The sequence below is a fragment of the Streptomyces sp. NPDC042638 genome (assembly GCF_040647235.1).
GTDB classification, from domain to species: Bacteria; Actinomycetota; Actinomycetes; order Streptomycetales; family Streptomycetaceae; genus Streptomyces; species Streptomyces rameus.
Window position 1 is genome coordinate 51,281 of the sequence record NZ_JBEZBT010000043.1, and the last position, 25,575, is coordinate 76,855.

At 74.1% G+C, this 25,575-nt stretch carries 21 protein-coding genes and 1 pseudogene; 12 read left to right on the forward strand and 10 right to left on the reverse strand.

Going from position 1 to position 25,575, the window contains the following annotated elements:
• Window positions 1-60: 60 nt before the first annotated feature.
• Entirely contained in the window at window positions 61-444 is a 384-nt protein-coding gene (locus AB0B40_RS28180; RefSeq protein WP_345048445.1) for a BlaI/MecI/CopY family transcriptional regulator, read from the forward strand.
• 81 nt (window positions 445-525) lie between these two features.
• Here AB0B40_RS28180 and AB0B40_RS28185 read toward each other — a convergent pair whose 3' ends face one another.
• Window positions 526-2,880: a glycosyl hydrolase family 65 protein gene (locus AB0B40_RS28185; RefSeq protein ID WP_345048444.1), complete on the reverse strand. Its 2,355-nt coding sequence runs from the start codon at window positions 2,878-2,880 to the stop codon at window positions 526-528.
• Window positions 2,877-3,617 carry a beta-phosphoglucomutase family hydrolase gene (locus tag AB0B40_RS28190; RefSeq protein WP_345048443.1) on the reverse strand — a complete coding sequence of 247 codons (741 nt, stop codon included), beginning with the start codon at window positions 3,615-3,617 and terminating at the stop codon, window positions 2,877-2,879. The genes AB0B40_RS28185 and AB0B40_RS28190 overlap by 4 nt, the downstream gene beginning before the upstream one ends.
• A 106-nt stretch (window positions 3,618-3,723) precedes the next feature.
• Between AB0B40_RS28190 and AB0B40_RS28195 the strand changes: the two genes are divergently transcribed.
• From AB0B40_RS28195 to AB0B40_RS28215, 5 genes are all read left to right on the forward strand, one after another.
• Entirely contained in the window at window positions 3,724-4,386 is a 663-nt protein-coding gene (locus AB0B40_RS28195) for a nucleoside/nucleotide kinase family protein (RefSeq protein ID WP_345048441.1), read from the forward strand.
• Between the two features lie 241 nt (window positions 4,387-4,627).
• On the forward strand, window positions 4,628-6,385 hold the full coding sequence (locus tag AB0B40_RS28200; protein WP_362266223.1) for a phospholipid carrier-dependent glycosyltransferase: 1,758 nt from the start codon (window positions 4,628-4,630) through the stop codon (window positions 6,383-6,385).
• 78 nt (window positions 6,386-6,463) lie between these two features.
• The gene (locus tag AB0B40_RS28205; RefSeq protein ID WP_345048438.1) at window positions 6,464-7,381 is read left to right on the forward strand and encodes a MurR/RpiR family transcriptional regulator; all 918 of its coding nucleotides are present in this window, start codon (window positions 6,464-6,466) and stop codon (window positions 7,379-7,381) included.
• 453 nt (window positions 7,382-7,834) lie between these two features.
• Window positions 7,835-8,215 (forward strand): hypothetical protein, encoded by a 381-nt coding sequence (locus AB0B40_RS28210; RefSeq protein WP_345048436.1) that lies wholly within the window; start codon window positions 7,835-7,837, stop codon window positions 8,213-8,215.
• Between the two features lie 235 nt (window positions 8,216-8,450).
• Complete coding sequence (locus tag AB0B40_RS28215) at window positions 8,451-10,850, forward strand: SpoIIE family protein phosphatase (RefSeq protein ID WP_345048448.1); 2,400 nt, start codon at window positions 8,451-8,453, stop codon at window positions 10,848-10,850.
• Between the two features lie 23 nt (window positions 10,851-10,873).
• Here the strand turns inward: AB0B40_RS28215 and AB0B40_RS28220 are convergent, their stop codons facing one another.
• The 3 genes and pseudogenes from AB0B40_RS28220 to AB0B40_RS28230 form a co-directional block, all read right to left on the reverse strand.
• Window positions 10,874-11,317 carry a flavin reductase family protein gene (locus tag AB0B40_RS28220; protein ID WP_345048447.1) on the reverse strand — a complete coding sequence of 148 codons (444 nt, stop codon included), beginning with the start codon at window positions 11,315-11,317 and terminating at the stop codon, window positions 10,874-10,876.
• A gap of 227 nt (window positions 11,318-11,544) precedes the next feature.
• Window positions 11,545-11,958, reverse strand: a pseudogene (locus AB0B40_RS28225) (peptidoglycan-binding protein); the annotation flags it as partial.
• Between the two features lie 905 nt (window positions 11,959-12,863).
• Window positions 12,864-13,706, reverse strand: coding sequence for a hypothetical protein (locus AB0B40_RS28230; protein WP_362266225.1), 843 nt, complete (start codon window positions 13,704-13,706; stop codon window positions 12,864-12,866).
• A 220-nt stretch (window positions 13,707-13,926) separates the two neighbouring features.
• Here AB0B40_RS28230 and AB0B40_RS28235 point away from each other — a divergent pair, with 220 nt between their 5' ends.
• The 3 genes from AB0B40_RS28235 (at window position 13,927) to AB0B40_RS28245 (ending at window position 18,200) form a co-directional block, all read left to right on the forward strand.
• On the forward strand, window positions 13,927-14,667 hold the full coding sequence (locus AB0B40_RS28235; protein ID WP_345048433.1) for a TetR family transcriptional regulator: 741 nt from the start codon (window positions 13,927-13,929) through the stop codon (window positions 14,665-14,667).
• A gap of 166 nt (window positions 14,668-14,833) precedes the next feature.
• On the forward strand, window positions 14,834-15,250 hold the full coding sequence (locus AB0B40_RS28240) for a zinc ribbon domain-containing protein (protein WP_345048431.1): 417 nt from the start codon (window positions 14,834-14,836) through the stop codon (window positions 15,248-15,250).
• A 184-nt stretch (window positions 15,251-15,434) separates the two neighbouring features.
• Window positions 15,435-18,200 carry a hypothetical protein gene (locus AB0B40_RS28245; protein ID WP_362266228.1) on the forward strand — a complete coding sequence of 922 codons (2,766 nt, stop codon included), beginning with the start codon at window positions 15,435-15,437 and terminating at the stop codon, window positions 18,198-18,200.
• A 21-nt stretch (window positions 18,201-18,221) separates the two neighbouring features.
• Here the strand turns inward: AB0B40_RS28245 and AB0B40_RS28250 are convergent, their stop codons facing one another.
• Window positions 18,222-18,608, reverse strand: a complete 387-nt coding sequence (locus AB0B40_RS28250) for a PPOX class F420-dependent oxidoreductase (RefSeq protein WP_345048429.1) — start codon at window positions 18,606-18,608, stop codon at window positions 18,222-18,224.
• A gap of 103 nt (window positions 18,609-18,711) precedes the next feature.
• A complete protein-coding gene (locus AB0B40_RS28255; RefSeq protein ID WP_345048427.1) occupies window positions 18,712-19,890 on the reverse strand; it encodes an aminotransferase class I/II-fold pyridoxal phosphate-dependent enzyme in 1,179 nt (392 codons plus the stop codon).
• 183 nt (window positions 19,891-20,073) lie between these two features.
• On the opposite strand from AB0B40_RS28255, the gene AB0B40_RS28260 reads away from it, so the two are divergent.
• Window positions 20,074-20,904 (forward strand): SAM-dependent methyltransferase, encoded by an 831-nt coding sequence (locus AB0B40_RS28260; RefSeq protein WP_345048425.1) that lies wholly within the window; start codon window positions 20,074-20,076, stop codon window positions 20,902-20,904.
• Window positions 20,905-21,025: 121 nt separating this feature from the next.
• Window positions 21,026-22,411 (forward strand): S1 family peptidase, encoded by a 1,386-nt coding sequence (locus AB0B40_RS28265; protein WP_345048423.1) that lies wholly within the window; start codon window positions 21,026-21,028, stop codon window positions 22,409-22,411.
• A 101-nt stretch (window positions 22,412-22,512) separates the two neighbouring features.
• Here the strand turns inward: AB0B40_RS28265 and AB0B40_RS28270 are convergent, their stop codons facing one another.
• From AB0B40_RS28270 to AB0B40_RS28280, 3 genes are all read right to left on the reverse strand, one after another.
• Window positions 22,513-22,695: a hypothetical protein gene (locus tag AB0B40_RS28270; protein ID WP_345048422.1), complete on the reverse strand. Its 183-nt coding sequence runs from the start codon at window positions 22,693-22,695 to the stop codon at window positions 22,513-22,515.
• Window positions 22,696-22,929: 234 nt separating this feature from the next.
• Complete coding sequence (locus tag AB0B40_RS28275) at window positions 22,930-23,625, reverse strand: L,D-transpeptidase (protein ID WP_345048420.1); 696 nt, start codon at window positions 23,623-23,625, stop codon at window positions 22,930-22,932.
• A gap of 155 nt (window positions 23,626-23,780) precedes the next feature.
• Window positions 23,781-25,184, reverse strand: coding sequence for a PLP-dependent aminotransferase family protein (locus AB0B40_RS28280; RefSeq protein ID WP_345048419.1), 1,404 nt, complete (start codon window positions 25,182-25,184; stop codon window positions 23,781-23,783).
• Between the two features lie 75 nt (window positions 25,185-25,259).
• Between AB0B40_RS28280 and AB0B40_RS28285 the strand changes: the two genes are divergently transcribed.
• The gene (locus tag AB0B40_RS28285; RefSeq protein ID WP_362266231.1) at window positions 25,260-25,535 is read left to right on the forward strand and encodes a hypothetical protein; all 276 of its coding nucleotides are present in this window, start codon (window positions 25,260-25,262) and stop codon (window positions 25,533-25,535) included.
• Window positions 25,536-25,575: the final 40 nt, after the last annotated feature.

Here is a 25,575-nt window from a genome sequence, read left to right on the forward strand (position 1 = left end):
GGCCGTACCCGGCGGAGAGGGCCATCCGGGCGACGGCACTACGCGCTGTAAGGTTGGGGCATGGCTGGCACAGGGTCCCGCGGCAGGGCGGAGCGACGCGGCGCCGGTGAGCTGGAGAGCGAGGTACTGGCCGCCCTCTGGGCCACCGAGCGGCCACTGACGCCCGCGGAGATCCAGCAAGAGATCGGTGGGGGCATCGCGTACAACACGGTCCACACGATCCTCAAACGCCTGTACGACAAAGGGCTGGTGCTGCGGGACGCCGACGGCCGGCGCGGCGCGTACCGTCCGGCCAAGAACGCGGCCGAGCTGACCGCGCAGGTGATGCACGAGGCCCTGGGCCGGGGGCCGGACCCGATCGCCGCGCTCCGGCACTTCGTGACCGGGCTGAGCGCGGAGGAGGAGACGGCCCTGCGCACGCTGCTCGCCGAAGACGGCATGTGAGGTCGCCGCCGCGGGATGCGGACGCAAGGGCAGTGCTCGTACGGCCCCCGCGTCCGCGACCGTTCACGCCGCGGCCCGGACTCAGCCGCCGTTCGGCGCCCGGTGGGGCGGCTGTTCGGGGGTGGGGCGGCGGACCATCGGCGGTACGGCCCGCACGGCCGGCTCCTCGGTGCTGACCGTCAGCGGCTCACCGTGGTGACGGAGCGTCAGCGGCTCACCGTCCAGGAGCACGTACGTCACCTTGTCCGCGCCGATGTCCACGCGCAGCCTGCGTCCCCGGAACTGGACGTGGAAGGCGAGCCGGCGCAGCCGCTCGGGCAGCCGGGGCGCGAAGCGCAGCCGGCCGGCCTCGCGGCGCATGCCGCCGAAGCCCGCGACCAGGGCCATCCAGGTGCCCGCGAGCGAGGCGATGTGCAGCCCGTCGCGGGTGTTGTGCTCCAGGTCGTGCAGGTCCATCAGCGCCGCCTCGGCGGTGTACGCGTAGGCGAGGTCCAGATGGCCGGTCAGGGCGGCGATGACGGCCTGGCAGCAGGCGGACAGGGAGGAGTCGCGGACGGTCAGCGGCTCGTAGTAGGCGAAGTTCCGGGCGATCTGCTCCTCGTCGTGCTCCTGCTCGAAGTAGTCGCCGCAGGTGTACATGGCCAGCACCAGGTCGGCCTGTTTGACGACCTGCTTGCGGTAGAGGTCGAAGTAGGGGAAGTGGAGCAGCAGCGGGTACTGGTCGGAGCGGGTGCCGGCGAAGTCCCAGCGCTGGTAGCGGGTGAACCCGGCGTGCTGTTCGTGGACGCCGAGTTCGTCGTTGTAGGGGATGTGCATGGCGTCGGCGGCGTCCCGCCAGGCGGCGCTCTCCTCCTCGTCCACGCCGAGCCGCTGCCCCTCCCCCGGGTGGCGTTCCACGGCGTCGGCGGCCGCACGCAGGTTCTGGCGGGCCATCAGGTTGGTGTACGTGTTGTCGTCGGCGACCGCGCTGTACTCGTCGGGGCCGGTGACGCCGTCGAGGTGGAAGACCCCGTGGGTGTCGTGATGGCCCAGCGACCGCCACAGCCGGGCCGTCTCGACCAGCAGTTCCACGCCGGTCTCCCGCTCGAAGGCGGTGTCGCCGGTGGCCTCGACGTACCGGACGACGGCGTCGGCTATGCCGGCGTTCACGTGGAAGGCGGCGGTGCCGGCCGGCCAGTAGGCCGAGCCCTCCGGGCCGGCGATGGTCCGCCAGGGGAAGGCGGCGCCGGCCAGTCCCAGTTGGGCGGCGCGTTCGCGCGCCTCGTCCAGGGTGGTGTGCCGCCAGCGCAGCGCCTCGGCCACGGCCTCGGGCGCGGTGTGGGCGAGGAGCGGCAGCACGAACATCTCGGTGTCCCAGAACGCGTGCCCGTCGTACCCGGAGCCGGTCAGTCCCTTCGCCGGGATCGCGCGCCGCTCGGCACGGCACCCCGCCTGCAGGACGTGGAACAGCGCGAAGCGGACGGCCTGCTGGATCTCCTCGTCGCCCTCCACCTCGACGTCGGCGCGGGCCCAGAAGTCGTCCAGGCAGGCCCGCTGGTCGGCGAGCAGACCCTGCCAGCCGTCGTGCGCGGCGGCGGCGAGCGCGGCGTCGACCTGGTCGGCCATCGCGGGCAGCGACCGGGCGCCGGACCAGCCGTGGGCGACCAGCTTCTCCACCCGCAGGGTCTGTCCGGGCTCCAGCACCGAGGTGACGGTGAGCCGGGCGACGTCGATGCCGCTCTCACTGCGGCTCGTGGTGCGCTCGGGACCGGTGACCACGTGGTCGGCGGCCACCGCGACGCGCAGGCCGCTACGCCGGGTGCGGTGCACCAGCCGCAGCCGCTCGCCGGAGGCGAAGCCGTCCTCCTGTTCCAGCGGCGACTTCAGCGCCTTGGCCGCGCGCGGGTCACCGTCAGGCTCCGGCAGGCTCTCGTTGGCGACCAGCTCCGACTGGATCACCACCCGGCTGCGGCTGCCGACGGCCTCCACCTCGTACGCCACCGCGGCCACCGCCCGCTGGGTCAGCGACACCAGCCGGGTCGAGCGCACCCGGACCGTCGAACCGGCCGGGGAGGTCCACTCGCAGGTCCGCTCCAGCACTCCGCGGCGCAGGTCCAGGACGCGCTCGTGGGAGACCAGCCGGCCGTAGCGCAGATCGAACGGCTCGTCGTCCACCAGCAGCCGCAGGATCTTGCCGTTGGTGACGTTGATGACGGTCTGTCCGGACTCGGGGTAGCCGTAGCCGGCCTCCGCGTACGGCAGCGGGTGCACCTCGTGCACACCGTTGAGGTAGCTGCCGGGCAGGCCGTGCGGTTCGCCCTCGTCCAGGTTGCCGCGCCAGCCGACGTGCCCGTTGGAGAGCGCGAACACCGACTCGCTCTGGGCGAGCACGTCGAGATCCAGGGCGGTCTCGCGGACGGACCACGGCTCGACGGCGTACGCCCGCTCGTTGATCACTGCTTGCCTCCCAGCTCGGCGAGGTCCTGTACGACGGTGTCGGCGCCGTGCGCGTACAGCGCGTCGGTCTGGCCCACCCGGTCCACGCCGACGACGTACCCGAAGCCGCCCGCGCGGCCCGCGTCCATGCCGGCCAGCGCGTCCTCGAAGACGGCCGCGCGGGACGCCTCGACGCCCAGGTCGCGGGCGGCGGCGAGGAAGGTGTCGGGGTGCGGCTTGCCCGGCAGGTTCCGTTCGGCGGCCACCACGCCGTCGATGCGGACGTCGAAGAAGTGCTCGGCGCCGACGGAGCGCAGCACGTCCCGGCAGTTGGCGCTGGAGGAGACGATCGCGGTGCGCAGCCCCTCGGCGCGCACCGCCTCCAGGTAGCGCAGCGTGCCCTCGTACGCCTCCACTCCGCCGGTGCGGATCTTCGCGAGCAGCAGTTCGTTCTTCCGGTTGCCGACGCCGTGCACGGTGCGGGCGTCCGGCGGGTCGCCGGGCTCGCCCTCGGGGAGGTGGATGCCGCGTGAGTCGAGGAAGGCCCGGACGCCGTCGGCGCGGGGGCGGCCGTCGACGTACTCGTCGTAGTCGGCGGCGGCGTCGAACGGCCGTCCCTGCGCCCCCTGGTAGTCGCGCAGGAACGCGTCGAACGTCTCCTTCCAGGCCGCCGCGTGGACGACGGCGGTCTTGGTGACGACCCCGTCGAGGTCGAACAGGCAGGCCTGGATGGTGTCGGGCAGACCGAGTTGAGTCATAACGGGAGCGTTCCCCGCCGGGCGCTCCTCAATTGGGTGGCGCACGCCACATGTACGGCGGGCGGCCGGTGACACACGCCGCAGGCCCGGTGACACACTCTGCTGTGTGCCGCTGACCTTCGACGACCTCCTCGTGCGCGCCCGTGCCCTGTCCCGGGACGGCCGGCGTGCCCTGCTGGGCATCGCCGGCAGCCCCGGTGCGGGCAAGACGACGCTGGCCGAGCGCCTGGTGCGCTCCCTCAACGGCGACGGCCCGCCCTGGGCCGTGCACGTCCCCATGGACGGCTTTCATCTCGCCGACGCGGAGCTGGACCGGCTGGGCCGCCGGGACCGCAAGGGCGCGCCGGACACGTTCGACGCGGCCGGGTACGCCGCGCTGTTGCGCCGGCTGCGCGAGGAGTCCCACGAGGTGGTGTACGCGCCGGGGTTCGAGCGGGTGCTGGAGCAGCCGCTCGCCGGTCTGCTCCCCGTACCGCCCCAGGCCCGGCTGGTGGTGACCGAGGGGAACTACCTGCTGCTGACGGACGGGCCGTGGGCGCGGGTGCGGCCGTGCCTGGACGAGGTGTGGTTCTGCGAGATCTCCGAGGAGGAGCGGATCCGCCGGCTGGTCGCCCGGCACGAGGAGTTCGGCAAGGAGCACACGGCGGCCGTGGCCTGGGTACGGGGCACGGACCAGCGCAACGCCGACCTGGTGGCGGTGACGCGCGAGCGGGCGGACCTGGTGGTGCCCGCCACGGCGCTGCCCGCCCCGCCGCCCCGCGAGGGCTGACGTTCCCACCCCTGCTTCCGTGCGCCGGCCGGCCCCGGCGTGCCTGCCGGGGTGGGGTGTTCGGGCGGAGCGAGGTGAACCGCGCCCGGTTGTGGACCGTACCCGTCTGCACGGCAGAAGGTCTGCCGGTACGACTCGTGCGGCGGTGACACCGGCGGCGGTGGGAGCGGTGCGACAGTAGGGCCATGACGCGGCCCCCGAGCTCGCTCCGCTCTCGCGAGCCGGTGCCACCGGAGGGCGGATGATGGCACGCGAACGGCAACCGGTCCTGACACCCGCGGCGCCGGTCACGGAACCGCCGCGGCCGGCCCCCGCCGGAGCGTACGCCCGGCTGCGCCGCCACCGTCGCCGGCTGCTGCCGCTCCTCGTCGTACTGCTGCTCGCGCAGATGGCCGTGGCGATGGTCACCTCGGCCGTCCGGCAGACTCCCACCATCGACGAGCCGGTGTACGTCGCGACGGCCACCGACTATCTGCACGAGCACCGGCTGCGCTACAACCCCGAACATCCCCCGCTCGGGAAGCTGCTGATCGCGGCCGGGGTGGCGGTGGCCGACCCGCACTACGCCCCCGCGCGCACCGGCACGCAGTCGGCGGTGGGCCGGCGCCTGCTGTACGAGTCGGGCAACGACCCCTGGCGGCTGATGCTGTGGGCGCGGCTGCCGGTGATCGCGCTGACGCTGCTGTTCGGGCTGGTCGTGTTCGCGTTCGCCCGGGACCTGGCGGGCGGGGCGGGCGGGCTGGCGGCGCTGGCCCTGTACGCCTTCTCGCCCGATGTGATCGCGCACGGGTCGCTGGCCACGCTGGACGCCCCGGCGGCCGGGTTCGTGCTGACGTCGGTCTGGCTGGTGTGGCGGGCCCGGCGCCGGCCTGTGCGGTACCTGCCGCCGGCGGGGGCGGCGGTGGGAGCGGCCGTGGCGACCAAGATGAGCGCGCTGCCGGCGGTGCCGGTGCTGATGGCGCTGGCGGTGGTTTCGGTGGTGGCCGCCGAGCGGTCCGGGCCGGTCTCCTGGTGGCCCCGCTCCGTCTCCTGGCCCGTCTCCCGGACCGTCTCCCGGCCGGCCGGCGGCCGGCGGCGGGTGCCGGCGGCGCTGGTGGGCGCGGTCGTCGTCGCGGTAGCGGCCGTGGCCGTCGTGTGGGCCGCGTATCTGGCCGTCGATCCCCGGCTGCGGTTCTCGCCCGCCGAGCCGGTGCCGGCCGTGGCGGGCCTGCGCGGGCGGCTGGTGGAGCTGCTGCCGGTGCCGCCGGCGTACCGGGCCGGGATGCTGGTGCAGTTCGGTCTGGAGGACCAGCACTGGCAGAGCTATCTGTTCGGGCGTCTGTACACCGGTTCGCTCTGGTACTACCTGCCGGCCGCTCTGCTGGTGAAGACGCCGCTCGGGCTGATGGCGCTGGGCGTGGCCGGTGCGGTGGCGGTCGTGGCGCTCGGGCGGCTGCGGCCCGCGGCGCCGTACCTGCTGGTGCCGCCCGCGGTGCTGCTGGCGGCGGCGATGACGGGGGCGCGGGACCTCGGCACCCGGTACGTGCTGTTCGTGCCGATGTTCCTCGCGGTGGCGGCGGCCTGTGCGGTCACCCTCCGGCGACGCGGCAGCGGGCTCCTTGCCGGGGTGCTGGTGGCGTTCGCGGCGGTGAGTTCACTGCGCGCGTTCCCGTACTACCTGCCGTACTCCAACGAGGCGTTCGGCGGTCCCGCGCACACCCACCGGCTGCTGCACGACTCGAACGTGGACTGGGGGCAGGACCTGGGCCGGCTCGCCGACCGGCTCCGTGAGCGCTATCCGGGCGAGCGGGTGTGGCTCGTGTACAAGGGCAGCGGCGTACCGTCGTACTACGGCATCCGGGCCGGTGATCCGCTCACGGTGCCGCGGGACCGGGTGCACGGGCTGCTGGTGGTGTCCGACTCCGCGGTCGCCAAGGCGCGCGGGACGCTCGCCGAGCTGATCGGGAGCAGCCGGCCGGTCGACGAAGTGGGCCATTCCATCACCTTGTACCGGCGGTGAGCCGTCCGCCTCAACGCCCTGGTCACGGCGGTCGGTGAGCTATGTTGAGTGCTCGTGGCAGACAAAGGAGGCCGACCCGTGCCCTCGCCGCAGCAGGCACGCGCGCAGGCATCAGCGATCACGTCGGGCAGGACGGCGCCTGCGGCCGAGGCCGCCCCGACCTCCCGGCTCAGGGAGCTCTTCGACGGCCCCCGTCTGTCGCCGGGGCAGCGGCGCATCGCCCAGTACCTGATCGAGCACATCACCGAGGCCGCGTTCCTGTCGATCACCGAGCTGGCCGACCGGGTGGGGGTCAGTCAGCCCTCCGTCACCCGTTTCGCCGCCGCTGTCGGCTTCAGCGGCTACCCCGCGCTGCGTGAGCGGCTCCAGTCCATCGCGCTGAGCAGTCTGGCCGGTGGGCCCGGTGAGGAGAACCGCGCCAACGAGCTGCAGGCGGCCGTCGACGGGGAGATCCAGAACCTGGAGAACCTGCGGCGCGACTTCGCCAACCCCGACCGGGTCATCCACGTCGGCCGCGAGCTGTCCCGCTCCACCCCGCTGACCGTCCTCGGCCTGCGCATCTCGGTGTCGCTGGCCGAGTACTTCGGCTACGCCGCCCGCCGTATCCACCCGGACGTGCGGCTGGTGACCCTCGGCGGCAGCGTGGCCTACGACGCGCTCCTGCAGGCCCGTGAGGCGGGCGGCAGCTGGGTGCTGGCCTTCGCCATGCCCCGGCACTCCCAGGAGACGCTGAACGCCGTCCGGGTGGCGCGCGGCGCGGGTCTGAAGGTGGCCCTGGTGACCGACCTGGCGCTGGGGCCGCTGGCCGACGAGGCCGACGTCGCCTTCGCCACCGGCACGGGATCGCGGCTGGTGTTCGACTCCTACGCCGCCCCCGGTGTGCTGGCCGCGGCTCTGCTGCAGGCCATGACGGACGCCGACCCGGAGCGCACCCAGGCCCGGCTGGAGAAGTACGAGCAGCTCTCCGACCAGCACCAGTTCTTCCTCAAGGACTGACGCTCGCCGTCGGAGCCGGACGGGACCTCTCGAATGGGGCCTTTCGGACGGCCGATCCTTCCGCCCGCACGCGTAGTCCGTGAAGATCTTGCGGTCATTCACCCCCCTGGACGGGGATGATTCACCGCAAATCACGCATGAATGTTTTCATACGTCTTGCAAACCGGTCGGCATATATAAATACTGCTCGGCGGACCTCACCGCACGCACAGCCGCCCCGAGAAAGCCGACGGACCGCCCATGCGCACGCACTCCCGCACGCCGCGCCGGTTCCCCGCGTCCGGGGCTCATGAACGGGCACTTCCCGCCGCCGTCCCCTACCCACGTCGGCGTCCGGAGTGTCCCGGGGCGCGTCGTCTGCGCGACGTGCCCGTGGCGGCCCCGGCCATCCCCTAGGCCGGGGCCGCCCCCGAACTCGTCGTCCACCCTCACGACGCCGCACACCCGGAAGCGATGATCATGCCCCTGACCAGCACGCGCATCAGCCCAGACTGGCCCTGTCAGGTCAAGACGCCGGGCAGCTACGACTGGGAGCGCTCGGCGGCCAAGTGGCTGCGCGAGCTGATCCCCGCGCGCTACGCCAGCTATCCGGCGCTCATCCGGCACCCCGTCCTGCTCGCCCGGCACGCGCAGATCCAGGTGCAGCAGGAGGTGCGGGTCGCGCGGACCGCCCTGCAGACCGCGCGGGCCGAGCTGCCGGTGCTCGGACTGCCCGAATCGGTGATCGAACACACGATCAAGCTGTACGCGGCGGAGGTCCTCCAGCTGCAGCACATCGCACGCAGTGTCCGCGCGGTCAGCGAGGCCCTGGCGGGCCGCGGCACGGGCCGCTGACCCCTCCCGGGCCGCCCCCGCGGTCCCGCCGCTCCCCCTCGCCGCCGGCAGGTCCGCGCCGCCCGCCCCTCCGCCGGGACCCCGCCCCACAGCCGGCCCTCCCGTCCGGTGCGGCCACCTCCCCCGCGGCCGACGGGCTCGTGCGGAGGTCACAGGATTCCCGACCCGGCAGACGAGTGATCGAACGGCACGGGTGTGCAATGCTCGACGCGTGACGAGCGAGCCCCTGCCTCCGGTGGACCGCGACACCAACGCCGAGCTGGCGGCGCTGGCCAAGGTCGTGGCACGGCAGCGCGCCGAGATGGAACGGCTGCGGGACCTGGCCGCCACCTCAGCCGTCCTGGAGCGCGCCAAGGGCGTCCTCATGGCCGTCACCGGCTGCACGCCGGACGCGGCCCACGAAGAGCTGCTCCAGCGCGCCAAGGACGGCAACCGCACCCTCCTCGAACAGTGCTGGCTCACCCTGGGGGCACTGCCGCCCAGGGAACACCACCCCGCCGTCCCGGCCGCGCCGCCCTCGACGGCGCCCGCCCCCGCCGGCTCCTGGGCGGGCGTGCCCGTCGGCGCCCTGGACATCGCGGACGTGCTGGGGCACATCGGCCGCGACCTGGTGCGGGTCGGCTCACCGCACGAGCTGGCCGGCTGCCTGCTGGACCACCTGGCGCCCGAGGTGGACGCCGACGCGGTGATGCTCTACGAGCGGTTGCCCGAGGGCGGGCTCAGCCTGATCGGGCACGCCGGCATCGACCCCACCCTCGCCGCCCAGTGGCGTCACGTGCCGCCGGTGAACGGTGTGCCCGCACTCGACGCCCTGCGGTCCGGGGAACCGCGCTGGCTGGAGAACGCCGCCGCGGACCGCGCGCGCTACCTGCTCATCGGGACCCCTCCGGAGCGGTGGCTCACCCGGGCCTGGCTGCCCGTCCCGACCGGGGACACCGCGAGCGTCGCCCTGGGAGTGCTGCGCCGGCGCGGCGGGCCGTTCGAGGTCCGCGACCGGGAGCTGCTGCGGGCCGTGGCCCGGCTGTGCTCGGGCCGGCTGCGGGCCTTCGACAGCCCGCGGAACGACGCGGCCGGGAACGTCTCCCAGACCGTGCAGGCGGTGTTCGACGCGCTGCCGGGCGCGGTGATCCTGCTCGCCCCGCTGCGCTCCGCCGCCGGCGACGTGGAGGACTACCGCATCGAGGCCGCGACTCCGGGCGCGATCGACGTGTTCGGGCGGACCGGCCGGGACATGGTCGGCAAACACGTCCTGGAGAGCTACCCCTCGGTCGCGGGCGAGCCGCTGTGGCAGGGCTACCTGCAGGCCCTCGAGACCGGGCACCCGTTCGAGGGCGAGCCGTTCGCCTACCAGGACGTGGTCGGGGAGGTGCCCGTGACCGCCACCTACACGGTGCGCGCGGCGCGGCTCGGCGAGGGGCTGGTGGTGACCTGGCTGCGGCACGACCCGGCGGAGCGCCAGGAGCAGCGCCTGTCCGACGTGCAGCGGCTCGGCAACCTCGGCTGGGCGAACTGGAACCTGATCACCCAGGAGATCTCCTGGGCCGCGCAGACCTACGCCGTGCTCGGCAGGCAGCTCGGACAGCGGCCGGTCCCGCTGGAGCGGCTGCCCGACCTGGCCCTGGCCGAGGACAAGGGGCCGTTCGCCCACGCGATCACCGAACTCCTCTCGCGCGGCCGGGCGTTCGACGTGCCGTTCCGGATGGAGACGCCCTCGGGCGTCCGGCATCTGCGGATGGTCGCGGAGGCGGTCATGGAGCCCGACGGCACCCCGGTCGAGGTGCACGGCTTCGTCCAGGACATCTCCGCCCAGCGCAGCGCGGAACTCGCGCTGGTGGAGAGCGAACGCGCGATGCTGCTCCAGCGCGGCATCCTCCAGGCGGAGCGGGCGCTGGCGGCGCGGCTGCAGCACGCCCTGCTGCCGCTGCCCGACAAGCCCAAGCAGTTGGCCGGTCTGCGCATCGAGGTCGCCTACCTGCCCTCGCAGACGGGCATCCACGTCGGCGGCGACTGGTTCAGCGCCATCGAACTGCCCGACTCCGACGCACTGTTCGTGGTCGGCGACGTGGCGGGCCACGGCATCGGTGCCGTGGCCACCATGGCCCAGCTGCGGTTCACCGCGAAGGGCATGGTCAGCACCGGTTCCTCGCTCACCGGCGCGCTGACCCGGCTCAACCAGTTGCTGCTGCACTCCCGCGACAGCCAGACCACCGCCACGATGGTCCTGGCCCGCTACAACCCCGACCGGCGCGTCCTGGCCTGGGCACAGGCCGGACACCCGCCGCCGCTGCTGGTGCGCGGGGGCGAGGTGCGCTTCCTCGACCGTCCCGGCGGCATGCTGCTCGGCGCGACGGCCGCCCCCGTCTACGAGTCGCTGGAGCTGCGGCTGGCACCCGGGGACCGCCTGCTGCTCTACACCGACGGCCTGGTCGAACGCCCCGGCGAGGGCATCGACGCGGGCTTCGCGCGGCTGGGCGAGGCGGTGCGGGCGCACGGCTGCGGCGAGTCCGGCTCCCTGGACGCCCTGCTCGCCACGATGCTGGCGGACGAACGGCGCGACGACGTGTGCGTACTGGACATCCGCGTGCCCCTGGAGAACGTGCAGGACGCGGAGGGGGCGGCGGGGACGGACGCCTGAGTCCACGGCCATGGCCATGGCAGTCAGTCCGCGGGGTGGCCGGCTTCGATGCCGACCGCGTCGGAGAGCCGCAGCAGTGGTCCGTCGGGCCCCTCGCCGCCCCACTGGACCGGATCGAGCACGTGACCGACGTGGTCGCCGCCGTCGATGCGGTGCAGGACGCTGCCGACCAGCCAGGCCGCGGCCCCCTCCAGGACCGCCGCGCCCGCGGGTCCCTCGCGCCAGTGCAGCCGGGCGAACTTGTCGACCTCGTCGCCCGTCTCACCGCCGAACAGTTCCGCCAGGTCCCGCTGTTCACGGGTGAGCAGATGGACGGCGAGGTACTGCGCGGCCCGGGCGACGCGGTAGGTGTGGTTGGCCTTGGACAGCCACACGGCGAACCGGGGCGGCCGGATGGAACACTGGGAGGCGAAACCGACCAGGCACCCGGCACGCTCGCCGCCCGCCACGGCGGTGACCACGCACATGTCCGGGTTCAGCCGGTCGAAGAAGACTCCCGGATCCCGCTGCGGGCCGGCGACCGGGCCCGGCGCCCGGCCGCCCCCGCCCGCCCGCTCATCGCCGTCCGCCGTGCCACCCGCGTCCCCCGTGCCGTTCTCGTCCGCCATGCAGTCGCTCCCGTCCACCGCCGCCCGGCCCGGTACCGGCCGGGCCTGTGATACCGCTCGTGCCTCCGGGGTGCCCGGTACGCCGTTCACGAATCGTCGCCGAAGCCGGTGCGGGACTCCAGCGCGCGGCGCGTGTCGTCTCCGTAGACGCCCGTCTCGTCGCCCCTTATGCCGTACCAGAGCTGGAAGCGGGCCACGGCCGCGGTGAGCGTGGCGTCGTAGGTGCCCTCGGTTGAGCCGTCGCGGTAGACGTCCGGGACACGCAGCAGGCGTTGTTGCAGGTCGCTGACCTCGGGACCGGTGTCGCCAGGGCGGAGGGTGCCGGGGCCGTCGGGGTCGGTCCCTCCGGTGGGCGCGACGGACGCGCTCGTGGGCGGCGTCACCGGCGGGGCGGTCGCGGCGGCCTGCTGACGGCTGGGCAGCAGCAAGGCGGAGCCGAAGCCGACGAGGGCCGCCACCACCACGGCCGCGGCGACGGCAGCGGCCCGACGCGGCCGAGCGCCCGGGCCGGGCACACCCACGGCACGCGCGCCCGCGGAGCGGCCGCCCACCGCGCGGGAGGGGGGCGCGGCACGGGAGTCTGTGCGGCGGGGATCTGCGACACGGCCGCCGGCGCGTCCGGTGCCCACGGCCCGGAAGCCCACTCGGCCGGAGTCCGTGGCTCGGCCGTCTGCGCGGCGAGTGCCCACGGCCCGGAAGTCCGCCTGGTCGGTGGCCTCGGCGCAGAAGTCCGCTCCACCGGAGTCCACGGCACGGAAGTCCGCCTGGTCCGTGCCCTCGGCGCAGAAGTCCGCTCCACCGGAGTCCACGGCACCGCCGTCCACGCGGCGAGTGCCCACGGCCCGGAAGCCCGCTGGGGCGGCGTCCACGGCACGGAAGCCCGCTCGGCCGGTCCGCGGGGCGCGGAAGCCCGCTCCGCCGGTGTCCACGGCACGGCCGTCCGCTCGGCCGGTGTCCGTGGCGTGGGAGCCCGCTCCGCCGGTGTCCACGGGGCGGGCCGCGGGGACGGGCGGTAGTTCACAGGTGTCCTCCTCCGCGGAGTGGGGCGGCGCCGGGTGGGGGGCGGGTGCCGTGCCGAGGGGCTCGTAGGTCACGGGGTCCGGCCGGAACTCCCGCATCAGCTCCGCGAGGGCTTCCACGTTCCGGGGTCGCAGCACCCGGACGGGCTCCGGGGGTGGTGCGGCCGGTGGCTTCGCCGGGTCGGGCGGTGTCGGCACCGGGCTCTCCTTCCGTCCCGCGGTCCGGGGCACAGATACGGTCCCCGCGCTCAGATACGGCGCGTGCCGCGCCCCCGTTCAGCCCACCGCTCCTCCTCCCGTCAAACGGTCGGCGCCCCGGCCCGGCTCAGTTCGTCCGGCCTTCGGCGACCCGACGGGCACGGCGGGAGCGAGCCAGCGGGTCGTGGTCAGGCCGGGCTGAGCGCGCCCCGCGCGAACCGGCTCAGGGACGCGGTGAACGCGGTGACGAAGGCGTCCGCGGCCTCTTCCGGCAACGCGTCCAGGGAGAGGTAGGGGTTGAGATCCTCCAGTTCGACCAGGAGCAGGCCACCGTCGGGGGCGCGGCAGGCGTCGACGCGCTGGATGCCGTACCCGAGGTCGTTCCAGTCGATGAACCGGCGGGCGAACTCCAGGTCGGCGGCGGTGGCCGGGTACGGCCCCAGCTCCCAGCGGCGCTCGGGGTCGGGGGCGTACAGGGCGTACTGGAAGTCGTCGTCGACGAAGTAGAAGGACACCTCGTAGGCGAAGTCGACGCAGGGCTGGATGAGGACGTCTTCGGTGGCGAGTTCCCGGAGCCGGCTGCCGGGGACGATGCGCAGGCCGTGGGAGTCGGCGCCGAGTCTGGGCTTGACCACGTACCGCTCGGCGGAGGGCAGCAGGTGCAGGTCCTCGGCGCGGTCGACGGTCGGGATCACGGGAAAGCCGGCGGCGGTCAGGTCGAGCAGGTACTGCTTGCCCGCCATGTCGGCCTTCCCGGTGAGCGGGTTGTACACCCGTGCCCCGCTGGCCAGAGCCCGCGCGCGGAAGGCGTCGTACGCGCGCCGGTAGCCGAGGACGGGGCCGCTGTTGCGGACGACCACGGCGTCGAAGCCGTCCATCAGGGCCTCGGCGTCCAGCGGGTGGCACAGGGCGAGGTCGAAGTGGGCGCGCAGCCGGGCGGTGAGGTGGATGTCCTCGTCACAGTAGCGGCGCCCGCGCGCCTGGTACGCCAGGTCGGTGACGTAGAGCAGGCGGGGGCGGGCGCCGGACATGGGGCTCCTTGAGGGGGGCGTGGGTACCGGGGTGGTGCGGGGACGGCGTCGCGCAGGTGCTTCGGCTGCTGCGGCGGCGGCGGTGGAGAAAGGTTACGCCGCAGGTGACGCACCCCCTCGGCCACCCCCGGCGGGAGGCCCCGGCAGCACTCAGTTCCCCCAGAAGCCACACACGCTGCACTGAGTGTCAGCATGCGGTCCGGATGCTACTTTCCCGTCCATGAGCTCCAGCAGCGCGGCGCCGGCCGCGAAGCCGCCGATGCGGGACGCCCTGGTCGCGGCGGCCTTCCGGCTCTTCGTGGAACGCGGGTACGAGCAGACCACCGTGGACGACATCGTGGCCCTCGCCGGGGTCGGCCGGCGCTCGTTCTTCCGCTACTTCCCCTCCAAGGAGGACGTGGTCTTCCCCGACCACGAGGGCTGCCTGGCCGACATGACCGCCTTCCTCGCGGCGAGCGGCGCAGGGCACGAGCCGGTGCGCAGGGTGTGCGACGCGGCCCGGCTGGTGCTGCGGATGTACGCGGAGAACCCGGCCTTCTCGGTGCAGCGCTACCGGCTCACCCGGCAGGTGCCGGGGCTGCGCGCCTACGAGTTGTCGGTGGTGTGGCGCTACGAGCGCGCGCTCGCCGAGTACCTGCGCGGCCGGTTCGCCGGGCGTCCCGACGGGAACCTGCACGCCGACGTGATCGCCGCCGCGGTCGTCGCCGCACACAACAACGCCCTGCGCTCCTGGCTGCGGTCGGACGGCGAGGGCGACGCGGGCACGGCCGTCGACCACGCGCTGGGATACGTGCAGACGACCTACGCCCGGTCGGCGGACGCCCCGGCGGCGCCCGCCGCGAGCGGCCCGGCCGGTACCGGCGCGGGACACCCCGACGACGTCGTGGTGGTGGTGACCCGCCGGGACGCGCCGCTGTGGCGGGTGGTGCGGGAACTCGAGACGGCGCTCGGCCGCGACTGACGCCCCGCGGAACCCGTCGACGGCATATCGGGGTACGGAGTGCCTTTACGAGTGACACTGAGTGCCATACTCTGTCGGCGTGCACGGTGGCACCGCGGCCGTGCACATGCGTGCGCGGTCCGCCCGGGCACGCGGGATTTCCGGCCGAGCGCAGGGAGTGACCAGCGTGTACCACCACTCAGCAAGCACCTCGCAGCCGGCGGCCGGTTCCGCGACGGGTGTTCTCGAACCCGTCGTCGCGGACTCCGGGGACGCCATCCTCTTCCAGCGCTGCACCTGGTGCGGCACCGCGACGTACCACCGGCTGCTGTGTCCGGTGTGCCAGGGCAGTGATCTGCGCACCGAGTGCAGCGAGGGCGTCGGCACGGTCCGCCACTCCACCGTGGTGCACCGCAACACGCCTGCGGCACGCAACGTGTCGCTGATCGAGATGGCCGAGGGGTTCGTCGTACGGGGCCGGGTCATGGGGCCGCCGGTCGGGATCCACAGCGGCGACCGCGTCCGGCTGTCCACCGCCAAGGACCCGGTGCGCGGCGAGCCGGTCTTCCAGCTGGTGGACGAACCCTACCGGGCGTGGACCTGACCGGGCGCACACCTGACGCGCCGTTACCACACCTGCAGCTGACCGCTGTTCGGCGCTGAGCACATCCGCGATGTGATCCATCACCTCCTCATCACAGGCAACCCACAGCCTCCGCTTTCCCTCCTCGGGAGCGAGGGGCGCCCGGAACGGCCGGGCGTCCGAGGTCGGGGTTCGAGGAGGAACAGTGGTCCGTGCCCGGCGCATATGGGTGGCCGCCGCCGCGTTACTCGCGGTGGCGGGGGCATCCCCGGGGGTGGCAGTCGCCGGCCCCCAACCACCAGGCGGGGAAGGGGTGTCGACGGCTCAGGACGGCACTCCGCTGCCGCCGGGGTGGCGACTGGCCGGCCAGGGATCGGCGCCGCAGCTGGTGTGGCGGTCGGACCGGCCGGTGCCGATGGGTGACGCACGTGTCGAATTCCGTTCCGCGGGGCGGCTGTTGGGTGTGCCGCGGCCGGGCGCCGACGGGCACACCTTCCGGCTGCCGCTCGACGGACGCCACGCGACGCGGCTGTACGGCCTGCAAGTGTGGTCCGGCGGGAAGCGGTTGGACACGCGGGAGCCCGAGGGCGCCGTGTCGGCCGCCCGGTTGCCGGCCCCCCTGCCCGCGAACGCCGTGGACCCGGGCAAGCCGGGCACGTACCGCACGAGGACCGGCGAGTACGCGCTGACGTCGGTCCGGCTGCCGGGCCTCGCGGCCCCGGTGGAGATGCGCGCGGTAGTCGTCTCACCGGTCGGCGCGGCCGGCAAGCGCCCGCTCGCGCTGTTCCTGCACGGCCGTCACTACACCTGCTACAAGGGACACGGTGACGTCACCGGTGACTGGCCCTGCAAGGCCGGCACCAAGCCGGTGCCGAGCCACCGCGGGTATCTGCGCGACCAGAAACTGCTGGCCTCCCAGGGCTACATGACCGTGTCCATCTCGGCCAACGGCATCAACGGGCAGGACTTCGCGGCGGAGGACGGCGGCGCGCAGGCACGGTCGTCGCTGGTGCGGCTGCACCTGGCCCGCTGGGCCGGCTGGGCCGAACACCCCGAGACGGCACCGAAGGCGGTCCGTGAGGCGCCCCGCGCCGATCTGTCACGGGTGCTGCTGGTCGGGCACTCGCGGGGCGGCGAGGGCGTCAACCGGGCCGCGCTGGACAGCCTCGCCCCGCCCCCCGCCGACCAGGACGGCTATCACGGACCGGTGCGCTGGCACATCCGGGGCACGGTCCTCATCGGCCCGACCGTCTTCGGGCAGAACCCGGTGCCCGACGTCCCGTCGGTGAGCATCCTGCCGGGCTGCGACGGCGACGTCTCCGACCTCCAGGGCGAGGTGTACGTCGACGGCACCCGCGCGGTCAGCAACGGCACCGCGCTGCACAGTGCCGTCTACGTGATCGGCGCCAACCACAACTTCTTCAACTCGCAGTGGACGCCCGGCCAGGCCGCAGCGCCCGCCGAGGACGACTTCTCCGACGACCCGCAGCACGCCGACCCGGTATGCGCCAAGCGGGCCGCGACCCGGCTGACCGCCGACCAGCAGCACCGGGCCGGTTCCACCTACATCGCCGCCGCCGCACGGCTGTTCCTCGCCGGCGACGACCGGGTACGGCCGCTGCTGGACGGCTCCGGCAGGCGGGCGCCGTCGGCGGACCCGGCGCGGGTGCTGAGCCACGCGGTGGGTGCCCGCCGGGGCGGCGGGTTCCTGCCGGACGGCGGGGTCTCGGTGACCGGCGGCAAGCTGTGCGCCGCGGTGGACCCGAGCCCGGCCAAGGCCTGCCTGGGCCGGTCGGCCAAGGGCTCCTCGCCGCACTTCGCGTACTGGGAGACCGACCGGGAGGCCGGCCGGCACGCGATCGCACTGCACTGGACGCGCGCCGGCACCCCGGCACGGGTGACCGCCGGTACACCGGTGTCGCTGTCCGGGTCCACGGCGCTGCGACTGCGCCTGTTCGTGCCGCCGAACTCCCGGGGCACGCAGCTGGACGTGGCCCTGACCGACGCCTCCGGCAAGAAGGCGAAGCTCGGCCGGGTCGGGCTCGACGGACTGCCGGGCAGTGAGCGGACCGCGTCGTACTGGGCGCAGGAGCTCCGGGTGCCGCTGACGGCGGCGACCCGCGCCGGGCTCGACCTGGGATCGGTCAAGTCCCTCGAACTGACGCCGCGTTCGGCGTCGGGGCGGGCCTGGCTCATGGACGCCTGGGGCTGGCGGCCCGGGACGCCCGCGGTGCGCACCGACGCGCTGCCGCGGGTGGACGTCGGCCGGACGACCGTCGACGAGGGCGACTCCGGAGTGCGCACCTACCGGGTCCCCGTGCGGGTGACGGGGCAGGGCGGCAGCGGCCAGGTCCGGGTGTACGTCGTCGACCCGGCCACCGGCAAGGCCACGGACCGGCTGGTGACGGTGCGTCCGGGCACTCAGGACGCCGACGTACCGGTCGAGGTGAAGGGCAACACGCGCTACGGCACCGACGTGTCGCACGACGTCCTCGTCAAGGCCGTCCACGGCGTGGTCGTGGGCTCCTACCGGGGCGGGCTCACCGTCCACGACGACGACCCGGCGCCGAAGATGACCGTCACACCCGTCGCCGGCAAGGTGACCGAGGGGCAGTCGCTGAAGTGGCGGGTGTCGCTGTCCGAAGCGGTGGACGTGGACATGGGCGCCGCGTTCGAGGTCGCGCCGGCCACCGCGCCGGAGCTGTCCACCAAGGACGTCCCGGCCGCCTGGCTGCGGGACACGGCCGGGGAGAAGCCCGACCCCGAGCGCCCGCTGTCGAAGGTGACCGGGCTCTACCTGTGGACGGACATCCCGGCGGGACGCACCAGCGCGGACATCACCCTGCCCACGGTCAGGGACCGGGTCCGGGAGTCCACGGAGTCGGTGCTGTTCCGGCAGATCGACCCGCGGACCGGGGAGCCCCAGACCGGCGGCTTGACCCTGTCGGGATCGGTGCTGAACGCGTCGTAGGGCGCGTGTCCCGGGTGGCCCTCAGTCCCCGAGGGTCACCCGGATGCCGACGGTGCCGTCCAGTCCGCGCCGGAGCCTGCTGCCCAGCAGGGTGAGCCGGCCCAGGAGGCCGTACTTGCGGGCGATGAGGTTCCGGTAGCGGGCGGTGGTGGCCGGGTCGGTGATCTCGGCGGTGGCCGGCAGCTGGTCGCCGGTGGGGTTGCCGCGCACGTCGCAGGGGCCGACGAGGACGCCGGGGCGGCGCCGGATCCGCTTGACCTTCCAGCTGTCGGCGGTCGTCCACACGCCCAGGGCGTCGTCGTCCCGGACCACCCACACCGGGGTGGCCACGGGGGTGCCGTTCTTGCGGTAGCTGGTCACCAGCAGGTACTTGCCGGAGCCGAGCCGGTCGAGCCGTGTGTCGTCCATGGCGGCAGTCTAGAAGGCGGCTCCCGGGGGTGAACGCGCGTCAGGCGGCGGCCGGTTAACGGACGGGCGCCGCCGGGACGTCCCGTGAGGGCACCCGCGGGGTTCAGGCGAGGGCCGCCGCCATCCGCCGTACCGCCTCGGTGAGGATCTCGGGCGAGGTCGCCAGGTTCAGGCGTGCGTGCCCCGCGCCGCCGGTGCCGAACGGCAGTCCGGAGCTGAGGGCCACCCGGCCGCGGTCGAGGAAGACACCGGCGGGGTCGTCGCCGAGGCCGAGGGCCCGGCAGTCGAGCCAGGCGAGGAAGGTGGCCTCGGCGGGGTGCGGACGGACCCCGGGCAGCCGCTCGGCCAGCAGGTCCGCCAGCAGGCGCCGGTTGGCCCGCAGCCCGGCCAGCAGCGCGTCGAGCCAGTCGGTGGCGTCGCGCAGGGCGGCGGTGTGCGCGATGACCCCGAGGTGGCTGGGGCCGTGGCTCACCTCTTCCGGCAGCCGGGCGAGGTCGGCGGCGGCAGCGGGACCGGCGATGGCCAGCGCGGCCTTGAGACCGGCCAGGTTCCAGCCCTTGGAGGCGGACATCAGGGACAGCCCGCGCTCGGCGCCGGGCACGCTCAGGTAGGGCACGAAAGGGACGCCCGGGGTGACGAGCGGGGCGTGGATCTCGTCGGCGACGACCCGGACGCCGTACCGCTCCGCGAGGCCGGCGACGGTCGTGAGTTCGGCGGCGGTGTGCACCGTGCCGGTGGGGTTGTGCGGGCTGCACAGCAGGTAGGCGGCCCGGCCGCCGCGGGCGGTGGCCGCCCGGAACGTCTCCTCCAGGAGGCCGGGGTCCAGGCGCAGTCCGGCGCCCAGCGGAGCCTGCACCACCCGGCGGTCCATGTGGGTCACGAACTGGAAGAACGGCGGATACACGGGCGGGTTGACGATCACCGGGTCGCCGGGCCCGGTGACCAGTCTGATCATCTCGACCACGCCGAGCATCACGTCCGGGACGATCGCGGTCCGCTCCGGGGCGACACCGTGCCAGTTCCAGCGTCCGGCGGCGAAGGCGGCGAGGGCCTCGGCGTAGGCGGCGCCGGCGGGGTACCCGGTGTCGCCGAGGGCGAGTGCGTCCGTGACGGCGCGGACCACGGGTTCGGCGAGGGGGACGTCCATCTCGGCCACCCACAGGGGCAGCACGTCCTCGGGGTAGGTACGCCATTTCATGCTCGTACGACGTCGCAGCCGCTCCAGGCCGAGTGCGCGCAGCGGATCCGGTACGCCGGGTGTGTCCTGCGGGATGCTGGTCATGGGGCTCAAGATAGGCGGCCGTGGGGCGAGCCGGACGGAAGCGGCGGGCCGCGGGAGCCGGTGCGGACGGCGGCCGGGGAAATCCCCGGCCGGGCAGCGGAGATCAACTCGGGCGTCTAGATTGCGTCGTGCACGGTGTATCTCCCGTCAGGCATCTCATCAGGCACCCAGGAGCTGACCCACGTGACCGACAACCCGGCAGCCACCAACGACGTGGCCGTGTCGCTGCGCGCCCGCATCAACACCGGCCAGCCGCACACCGCCCGGATCTGGAACTACTGGCTCGGCGGCAAGGACAACTACGAGGTCGACCGCGCGGCCGGCGACCAGATCCGTCAACTGCACCCGGGTATCGGGGAGTACGCGCGCGCCGACCGGCTCTTCCTCGGGCGCGCGGTACGTCATCTGGTGAGTGAGGCCGGCATCCGGCAGTTCCTGGACATCGGCACCGGGCTGCCCACCGCGGACAACACCCATGAGGTGGCGCAGCGGATCGCACCGGAGTCACGGATCGTGTACGTCGACAACGACCCGCTCGTCCTCGCGCATGCGCGAGCCCTGCTGACCAGCACGCCCGAGGGCCGTACCGACTACCTGGACGAGGACCTGCGCAACGTCGACGCCATCCTCGAACACGCCGCGCGCACCCTGGACCTCAGTGAGCCGGTGGCGCTGATGCTGCTCGGCGTGGTCATCTTCGTCGGTGACGAGGAGGATCCCTACGGGCTGGTACGGCAGTTGACGGACCGGCTGCCGTCGGGCAGCCATCTGGTGCTGTCGCACACCATCACCAGCCCGTCGATGCCGGACGTGGACGAGGCGGTGAAGTTCTGGAACGAGCACGGCACTCCGAAGCTCACGCAGCGCGCCCCGGAGGACGTGGCCCGGTTCTTCGACGGGCTGGAGCTGCTGGAACCGGGCGTGGTGTCCTGCTCGCGCTGGCGTCCGGAGCACGATCACGGGGCGGTGCCGGAGGAGGTCGCCATGTTCGGCGGGGTGGCCCGCAAGAACTGATCGCCGCCGCCGGTGAACGCCACCGCCGCGGACGCCGTATCCAGGAGCGGGCCCCGGCTGATCCGAGGGCTCCGTGGTGCCGGTCGGGGCATCGCGCGTCCGGCGGCTTCGGGAGCCATGCATGCGGCACGCACGACGACGGGTCGTCCGGCGAGTGACACGGCTGGCGGCGGTCGGCGGACTCCTCCTGGGGGGCGCGATGGTCGCCCAGGCGGCCATGGCGAGCGAGACTCCGCCGGCGTCCGGCAGAACGCTCGCCTCCGCCGTGGGCGCCGGGGACACCGGCGCCGCGCTGGCGGCGCGGCTCGGTACCGCCCGGACGGCGGGCAGCTGGATCGGCGCCGACGGGCGCCCGGTGGTGGCGGTGACCGACGAGCCGGCGGCGCGGGCGGTGCGGCGCGCCGGGGCCGAGGCGAAGGTCGTGGCACACAGCATGGACGAGCTGAAGTCGGCGACGGCCGCACTGCGTTCGGCGCCCCGGGTGGCGGGCACGGCCTGGGCGGTGGACTACCGGACCAACCGGGTCGTGGTGCGGGCGGACCGCACGGTGTCCGCCGGGGACTGGTCGCGGCTGACCGCGGTCGCCGGACGGATCGGCGGTTTCGTGCACATGGAGCGTACGAAGGGAACGTTCACCACGCGGCTGAACGGTGCCCAGCCGATCCTGTCGACCGGCGGTCGCTGTTCGGCTGGGTTCAACGTCACCAACGGCCGGTCCGACTTCATTCTCACGGCCGGCCACTGCGGGCCCGCCGGGTCCACGTGGTTCGCCGACAACCAGGGCGACCGGCAGCTCGGCTCCACCGTGAACAGCGACTTCCCGGGCAGCGACTTCTCTCTGGTGCAGTACGCCGGCGGCAGGGCCGGGGAGGGCGCCGACGTCGTCGCGGTCGGCGGCGGCAAGGGCGTGCGGATCACCGGGGCCGCCGATCCGGCGGTGGGACAGCGGGTGTTCCGCAGCGGCAGCACCAGCGGGCTGCACGACGGCCGGGTCACCGCGCTGAACGCGACCGTCAACTATCCGGAGGGGACGGTCACCGGGCTCATCGAGACCGATGTGTGCGCCGAACCGGGCGACAGCGGCGGCCCGTTGTTCTCCGAGGGCATCGCGCTCGGGGTCACCTCGGGCGGCAACGGCGACTGCACGACGGGCGGGACGACGTTCTTCCAGCCGGTGACCAAGGCGATGGCGGCACTCGGGGTCCGGCTGATCGTGTCGGCGCAGAACACGGGCGGGGCGCAGGGCGGCGCGCCCTCCGCAGCGCCGTCGGCCCCCGCCGGCCAGGGCGCGATGGCCCCCAACGCGGCCTCACCGGGCTCCTCGGCGCCGGTCACGGGCGGCTCCGAGGGCGCCACGCTGCTCGCGCGGCTGACGGACACCCGGAACGTGGGCCCCGGCCTGCTGGTCATCGCGGGCAGTCTGATCGCGCTGGTCGCGACCCGGTACATCCGGGCCGAGCAGGATCGCAAGGCGTACCAGCGGTACTACTCGGCGACCTGGGGCTGAGCGGAGCGGCGCCCCGCCGGGGGCGCCGGGGTCACGGCGGAAAGGGCACCCGTGCGGTCACGGGTGCCCTCGGCGGTACGGCGCGGTGTGCGCGGGGTCGGTCAGGCCGCCCGGTGCGGCTGCGGGGCCGCGGCGGCCCACTCCATCACGAGGCGCTGGTACTGCGCGCGCTGCTCGGTGGTCAGTGTCCCGCCCGACCGGCGCCACAGCGCCCGGATCTCCTCGTTGACCTCCGCGGCCGATCGCTCGGAGGCGGTTGCAACAGTGGACATGCTGTGAAGCATATGCCGACCGAGGTGAAGGCACTGTGAGTAAGTGTCCGCAATACGGACATATCAGACCGTGTTACTCATCACGTCAATGTGTCAACTGCGCTGACCGCCGCCGGTGGACGCGTCCGCGGCCGTCCGCCGCGCCCTGCCGGGAGTCATCACGCACGAGTCGGCACGGCAGGGCGGGGACGGCTGCGGATCCCGGACGTCGGGGACGCCCCGAGGCGGGACGGGAGCGACGCCGGCTCAGGTGCCGGGCTTGCGGCCGTAGACGAACACGTCGTCGCCGTTCCTCAGCAGCGACCAGTACTTCTTGGCGTCCCTAGTGGTCATGTTCACGCAGCCGTGCGAACCCGGCGGGTTCCACATGCTCAGGCCCACCGAGTGGAAGGCCTGGCCGCCGTTGAAGAACTGGCTGTAGGGCATCGGCACGTCGTAGAGGTTGGAGACGTGGTCGATGTCCCGCCAGTAGATCTTCTTCAGGCCGGTGCGGGTCTCGTAGCCGTCGCGTCCGGTGCGCACCGGCACCGGGCCGTAGACCAGCCGGCTGCCGTCCTGGATCCAGCTGAGCTGGAGCGTGAGGTTGACGCAGGCGATCCTGCCCTTGTTCGTCGGGCACGCGCCGGCCTTGTTCGGCTTGTCCCCGACGGCCTTCTGCTTGTTCATCAGGTCCATCACGCCCCAGGTGACGGGACCGGCGTAGCCGATGTTCGGCGTGATGCCGTGCCTGTTCTGGAAGGACTGGATGGCCTTGCAGTCGGCGGCGGACTGCTTGCCGTCGACCGGCCGGCCCAGGAACTTCTCCACCTGCTTCTGGTACGGCCCCGTCGCCGTGCTACAGCTCGCGGCCTGAGCCGGTGCCGCGGTGAAGGCGAGCGCGAGCGGCGCCACCAGTCCCGTGACACCCAGCGCGACGACGCCTCGTCTGCGTATGCCCCCCATGGCGGCCTCGACCTCTTCCCCTTGTCCGGATCCACGGTTCGCCCGGGCCTTCGCCCGGGGTTCTCCCAGCGCGATTCCCGCGCTCTCGGACTACTAGACCCGGCACGGCGGAGCACGGTTGTGTTTCCGGTCAGGCTGTGACGAAACGGTGAAGTTCAGACCGTACAGCACGTCCTCAGCAGCCCGACCGCACGGGTCAGGGTCTCCGGGGTCGCCGTGAACGGCAGGCGGAGGTGGCGGCCGAGGGTGGTGCGGTCGGTACTGAAGTGGGGGCCGGGGGTGACCGCGAGGCCGCGCGCGGCGGCCCGGGCCGCGAGGTCGGTGGCGGACGGTCCCGCGGCGCCCAGGTGCAGCCACAGGGTCAGCCCGCCCGCCGGGACCGTCCAGGTCCAGCCGGTGCCGTCGAGCAGCCCCGCGAGGTGGTCGCGCTGGACGCGCAGCCGGGCCCGCCGGTCGGCGAGCACGGACGGGAACGGTGCGCCGAGCAGTTCGGCGGCGATGAGCTGTTCCAGCGGCGGCGGCGCCAGCTGGGCCTGGAGCGGACTGAGCCGCAGCTGTCGTACGAGGTCCGCGGTGGCCCGGATCCAGCCGATCCGGAGGCCGCTCCAGAGGGTCTTGCTCGCGGAGCCGAGCTGGATCACGCGCGCCCCGGCGAGGTGGGGCTCGATGCCGGGCGGTGTTCTCAGGTCCAGGTCGCGCATGGTCTCGTCGGCGAGGACGGTCAGCTGGTGGCGGTCGGCGAGCGCGGCGACCGCCCGGCGCGTGGTCGCGGTCATGTGGGCGCCGGTCGGGTTGTGGAAGTCGGGGACGAGGTACGCCAGTCGCGGCCGGTGGCGGCGGACGGCCGCGGTGAGGTGCGCGGTGTCCCAGCCGTCCGCTGCCGAGACGGGCACCGGCAGCAGGCGGGCCCCACGGGCGCGCAGCACGGCGAGGGCACCGGGGTAGGCGGGGTTCTCCACCACCACGGGGGCCCTGCGGTCGGTGTGCAGGTGGTCCAGGAGCAGGGTGAGGGCGGCCTGCGCGCCGGCGGTGACCAGGATCTGTTCGGGGCGGGTGGCGAGGCCGGCGCGGGTGTAGCGGTCGGCCAGCAGTTCCCGGAGCCGGGGCAGGCCGGCCGTGGCGACGCCGGAGTCCACGAGCAGGGGTGCGCTCAGCTCGGTGGCGCGGGCGAGGGCGGCGCGGTAGGCGTCGTGGGGCGCGGCGGTCACCGCGAGGGTGAGGTCCAGGGCGGCGTCGGGGGCGCCGCCCCGGTCGACGGACCAGGGGGCGGTGCGCTCGGTGAGGCGGGCGGGCAGGCGGAGGGCGCTGCCGCTGCCGTGCCGGGTGTGCAGCCAGCCGTCGGCGCGCAGCAGGCTGAGCGCGGCGACCACCGTGCCGCGGCTGAGATGCAGGGTGCGGGCCAGCTCCCGCTCCGCGGGCAGCCGGGTGCCGACGGGCAGCCGGCCGTCGGCGACGGCGTCCCGGACCGCCGCGGCGAGGGCACGGGCGAGGGGCCCGCGCCGGGTGCGCCAGTCGCCGAGCGCGGCGACGAATCCAGAGCCCGTCCGTCCAGAGTCCATCCGTCCAGTTTTCCTGGTCCAGTCGGCGTCAAGTGGACCAGGCACCGGGATCCGCCGCCGTCTACGCTGCCGCGCGTGCACCGGACTCTCGCCGACGATCCCTCCCGGCTCCCCGAACTGCTCCGGGCCGCCCGTGACGTCGCCGCCCGTGAGGTGGCGGGGCCGGCCGGCCGGCTGGTGGCCGCGCCCGGCCGGAGCCCGGGGCGACCGCCCCTTCCGGCCGAGGGCGCGGGGGGCGAGGGCGCCCTCGCGCGGTTCGCCGACCGGTGTGCGCCGGACTTCTCCGGCTCCGCCGGCCCCGCTGCCCGCGAACCGGTGCCCGGGGGCGGCCTCGGGCCGCGTGCAGCGTGACGTCACCGATCACGGACGCCGTGGGTGCGACGAACGCCTC